Raw genomic sequence first — 422 nt, 5'->3', positions numbered from 1 at the left:
CTCCTGTTCCTGTGTGCCTTGCGTATTAATCTGTCAACCTGCGCAACAACTTTCCGTATATCAATGCCTTGACGATAACAACGTCCGGGAAAGCGCGCAAGGCTTCTGAAAAAGCGCGCATTGATTTGGGCAACTTTCAATTATACTGGATATCCATACATATCAGATCAAGGAGTGATCAATGCTCAGGCCGACAAACCAGCGATAGAGCATGTTGTACTGAATCTGCTCGACCAGCTGCCGTTCGCTGCGAATACTAAATACTGAAGAGGATTTGCAGCAGCAAGGCTCTCAATAAACGCTCCGGAGGAATGAATTCCCGCCCGCGCTCGGAATAGATCAGGCTGAGTTTCCAATCGATGTGGGTGAGCGCCTGATCTAACAGGGTTTTGATGGATCGTAATGGGTGATCGTGTGGAACC

1 pseudogene is annotated in these 422 nt (G+C 48.6%); it reads right to left on the bottom strand.

From position 1 onward, the window contains the following. Positions 1–177 precede the first annotated feature (177 nt). A pseudogene (locus Q4563_RS16415) lies at positions 178–422 on the bottom strand (transposase); the annotation flags it as partial.

The sequence above is a fragment of the Gilvimarinus sp. 1_MG-2023 genome, assembly GCF_030548285.1.
This window is presented reverse-complemented; position numbering and strand designations above follow the sequence as displayed.